The organism is Kitasatospora sp. NPDC093806, from assembly GCF_040683335.1.
In the GTDB taxonomy this organism is placed as follows: Bacteria; Actinomycetota; Actinomycetes; order Streptomycetales; family Streptomycetaceae; genus Kitasatospora.
This window is the reverse complement of sequence record NZ_JBFBDO010000226.1, coordinates 1-4,083: the sequence shown is the minus strand read 5'-3', so window position 1 is coordinate 4,083 and position 4,083 is coordinate 1. Positions and strand designations below refer to the sequence as shown.

The 4,083-nt window shown below is 73.7% G+C and carries 4 protein-coding genes; 1 reads left to right on the top strand and 3 read right to left on the bottom strand.

Features of this window, described 5'->3' with window-relative positions; genetic code table 11:
- Positions 1-104: 104 nt before the first annotated feature.
- The 3 genes from AB0N76_RS39405 to AB0N76_RS39395 form a co-directional block, all read right to left on the bottom strand.
- Positions 105-1,295 (bottom strand): hypothetical protein, encoded by a 1,191-nt coding sequence (locus tag AB0N76_RS39405; RefSeq protein WP_363565674.1) that lies wholly within the window; start codon positions 1,293-1,295, stop codon positions 105-107.
- 191 nt (positions 1,296-1,486) lie between these two features.
- The gene (locus AB0N76_RS39400) at positions 1,487-2,257 is read right to left on the bottom strand and encodes a lysophospholipid acyltransferase family protein (protein ID WP_363565673.1); all 771 of its coding nucleotides are present in this window, start codon (positions 2,255-2,257) and stop codon (positions 1,487-1,489) included.
- A gap of 230 nt (positions 2,258-2,487) precedes the next feature.
- On the bottom strand, positions 2,488-2,913 hold the full coding sequence (locus AB0N76_RS39395; protein WP_363565672.1) for a DUF4395 domain-containing protein: 426 nt from the start codon (positions 2,911-2,913) through the stop codon (positions 2,488-2,490).
- A gap of 226 nt (positions 2,914-3,139) precedes the next feature.
- Here AB0N76_RS39395 and AB0N76_RS39390 point away from each other — a divergent pair, with 226 nt between their 5' ends.
- Positions 3,140-3,553 (top strand): thioredoxin family protein, encoded by a 414-nt coding sequence (locus tag AB0N76_RS39390; protein WP_363565671.1) that lies wholly within the window; start codon positions 3,140-3,142, stop codon positions 3,551-3,553.
- Positions 3,554-4,083: the final 530 nt, after the last annotated feature.

Genomic DNA, 4,083 nt, shown 5'->3' with positions numbered 1-4,083 from the left:
CAGGGGGGACCCTGTGGGAGAGTAGGACGCCGCCGAACAATCATTCACAAAGAACCCCCATCCGGGATCCGGATGGGGGTTCTTTGCATTTCCGGTGGGAATCGTCAGCTCTGCGGTTGGGCGGTGCCCCAGTTGGGGCGGCTTTCCCAGCGGCCGGGGGTGTCGGTGACCCGGGTGATGTTCGAGCCGTCGGCGTGCATGGTGTAGAGCTCGGTGTTGCCGCCGGCGGGGGCCTGGGCGAAGGCGATCGAGGTGCCGTCGGGGGAGTAGGAGGCGACCCCGTAGTAGGTGTCGGAGGGCGCGGGGGTGAGCGCTTCGACGGCGGTGCCGTCGGGGTGGACGGTGTAGATGCCGCCGCCGGGGGTGTAGTCGGGGCCGGCGGGGTGGGTGGTGAAGACGATCCGGGTGCCGTCGGGGGACCAGTTGGCGCGGTCGCCGGCGCGCAGTTCCCAGGGGGTGAGCCGGCGCAGGCCGGTGCCGTCGGCGTTGACGAGGTAGAGGGTGCTGCCGTTGGCGGGCTGGCCGGTGGCGCTGGTCTGGTAGGAGAAGACGAGCTGCTTCCCGTCGGGGGACCAGGCGGGGTTGGTGACGATGCCGGAGTACGGCTTGTCGTTGGTGAGGAAGGTGAGCCGCTGGGCGCTGCTGCCGTCGGGGCTCATCACGTAGAGGTCGCTGTACTGGATCTGGTTGGCTGCTGGGTCGGCCGATCCCCAGGCGCGGGTGAAGGCGAGCTGCTTGCCGTCGGGGGACCAGGCGGGGGTGGTCTCCTCCTCGTTGGTGCAGTCGAGGGCGCCGGGTTCGCAGAGCGGGCCGATCTGGTGGGCGTTGTGGCCGTCGGAGCCGATCGTCCAGATCCGGCCGGAGGAGTCGGTGCCCGCCCGGTCGAAGGCGAGGGTGGTGCCGTCGGGGGACCAGGCGGGGTGGTCGTCGCGGGACTGGGCGGGGGGTTGGGTGAGCTGCTGGCGGGTCGTGCCGTCGGGGGCGACGGTGAAGATGGCGCTGGTGAGGCGGTCCGGGTCGAGGAAGACGCGGCCGGCGATGAGGCCGTTGCGGGCCGGCGGGGCGGTCGGGGTGGCCGCGACGGCGCCGACCACGGCGGGGGTCGCGGTGGCGACCGCGGGTTCGGCGGTGGGTGAGGGGCTGGGGGACTCGGCGCGGATCTCGCTGAGCGGGATCTCGCCGGGCTGGGCCCCGCATCCGGTGAGCAGGGCCCCGGCGAGCAGGAGGCCCGCACCCGCGCGAGTGCGGGTACGGGCCGTGGCGGGGGTGGTCCGCGAGAGTTGTGTGCGGGTCATCCGCGTCTCATCTCCGTCTTCGATCCGCCCGGTGAGTCCGGGCGTGAGCCCCCCGAAGGAGCTGTCACTTTGTCAGATCGGAAGGAGCGGAGCGGGTCGACACGCGACGGTCCGCGTCCGCTCGGAGACGGGGAGTCATCCGTTCGCGGGGCGCGGGGGCAGTGGGCGGATGAGCGAGCGGGCGCGCCGGGTCAGTCGCGGGCGGCCCGGCGTTCGGCCTTGGCGAGGGCCTCGGCCTCGTCCTCGGCCTCGGCGGCCTCCAGGGTGGGCGCGGTGCCGCCGAGCTGGGCGGGCAGCCACCAGGTGTCGTCCGGGCCGGAGGGCCGGCCGGGGTACTCGCGCTGGGCCCGGTCGAGCATCTCGGACATCGCGGCGCGCAGCCGGCGGGTGACCATGACGGGCTTGTCGGTGGGCTCCAGCACGATCGGCTCGCCGATCATGATGGTGACCGGGACGTGCCGCTTGGTGAGGGTCTTCGGGCGGCCCTTGGTCCAGAGCTGCTGGGTGCCCCAGAGGACGACCGGGAGCAGCGGGGCGCCGGAGTCGGCGGCCATCCGGGCCGCGCCGGTCTTGAACTTCTTCAGCATGAAGGAGCGGCTGATGGTGGCCTCGGGGAAGACGCCGACGACCTCGCCGGCCCGGAGCGCCCGGACGGCGGCCTCGTACGCGGGCTGGCCGTCGGTGCGGTCGACCGGGATGTGCTTCATGCCGCGCATCAGCGGGCCGGAGACGCCGTGCTTGAAGACGTCGTCCTTGGCCATGAAGCGGGTCTTGCGCTTGCCGCCGCGGTAGGCGCCGAGGCCGGCGAAGAGGAAGTCCAGGTAGCTGATGTGATTGCTCACCAGGACCGCTCCGCCCTTGGCGGGGATGTGTTCGGCGCCGACGATCTTGATGCGCACGTCGAGTGCGCGGAAGACGGTCAGTGCGGCGCCGATCACCGGCGGGTACACGAACTCTGCCACGGTCAGTCCTGACTTCGACGGGCCGCGTGGCCCGGTACGACGGGTACCCGCGCGCCGTACGTGGGGCCGACCGGAGGAGCGGCACGCCGCGGCGGCCACGGGTGATACACGGAGATGATCCCCCGAAGGGGTGCCCGCTGTCACCTGAGCCGTGCCGTCCGGTGCGCTGTGGGGGTGTGATGTGTGTGATGGGCCGGAGGGGAACTCCGCCGGCTCCCCGGCCCCGGTGGTCAGGCGGTGATGTCGGCCCGGCCCTGGAGGCGGCGGATCAGCAGGTACATCTCGCAGCCGAGGCAGTAGCCGAAGACGGCGTTGAGGAAGGCGGCGGCCAGCGCGAAGCCGGTGGCGAGCAGGCCGAGCCAGGCCACCCCGGAGAGGAAGCCGAGCGTGCCGACGGCGGCGAAGACCAGGCCGACGCCCTGGGCGAACCGGGGCGGGCGCTCGTCCTCGGTCTCGGTCGGCGGTGCCAGCCGGGGGCGGACGAAGGTGCGGTAGAGCCAGCCGTACGGGGAGCGGCGCGGCCCGCCCAGTGCCCCGAGGGCGAAGACGAGCGCCTGGAGGGCGAGCAGCACGGTGCTGCCGGTGAGCAGGACGGCGATCAGGACGACGGTGGTGAGCGCGGCGGCGAAGCGCGGTCCGCGGGGATCGATCTGCACGGGGACTCTCCGGGGGCGCGGGCGGACGGTGGCGGCGGGGAGGCGCGCGTCAGCGACAGCGTGCGGCCGTGGTCCGGCACAGGTCGACCACGCGGCGGGCGGTCAGCAGCGGCTGTGCGGGGCGGTCGGGGTCCATTCGGCGATCGTACGCGCGCCGGGTCGCGCGGGGAGGCCGTTTTGCCGGACCCGGCGTCGGGATCCCGGTCCGGCGGGGCAGACTTGGGGGATGACCGGGTTGGTGGTGTGCGTCGTCGTGCTCGTGGCCGCGAGCACGTTCGGACTGCTGCGGGCCGAGCGTGACGGGAGATTGCGGGTGCGGGTGAAGGACGGGGCGGTGCGGCTGTCGGCGGCGGAGCTGGGGGAGCCGCTCGGGGAGCGGGCGACGCTGGTGCAGTTCTCGACCGCGTTCTGCCAGCCCTGCCGGGCGACCCGGCGGGTGCTGGCCGAGGTGGCCGGGATGGTGGACGGCGTGGCGCACGTCGAGCTGGACGCGGAGGAGCGGCTGGAGCTGGTCCGGCGGCTGGACGTGGTGCGGACGCCGACGGTGCTGGTGCTGGACGGCGGGGGCCGGGTGGTGCGGCGGGCGGCCGGGCAGCCGCGGAAGGCGGATGTGATCGCGGCGCTGGGCGCGGCGGTCTGAGCTTCGCCGGTCAGGGGCGGCCCGAGGCGGCCCGGGGCGGAAGGTTCGGCCGGGTCGGCTCCGAGGGGGCGGGAGGGGCGGTGGCGGGGCGCGCGGTCCGCGGTGGTGGTGAATCCGGTCACGCAAGGGTGGCCCCGTCGGGTGGAGCGGGGTGCGGCCTGGGGCAGGATGGCCCTGACGGCAGTGCAGTCGTCCCGTGTTCTCGGTGGTCGGCCGGGGTCCTTCCCGGGCCGGTCGCGGGGGTCGCGGGGCGCTCGGCCGGGACCGCGCGGCGTAAGCTACTGGCGAGTAGTGACCGTCGGGCTACTGGCGAGTATGCTGCCAGCAAGTTCCGGACCGGCACGGGAACACGCTGCCCGGAGCGGGTGCGTACCGTGTTCGCGCCCGCTTGCACAGCCGCAGCCGCCGGACGAGACCAGTACAGGAGACAGGCCGTGAGCTTGAGGATCGTTGTCTGTGTGAAGCACGTGCCGGACGCGACGGGTGACCGTCGTTTCGCGGACGACCACACCACCGACCGGGAGGGCGTG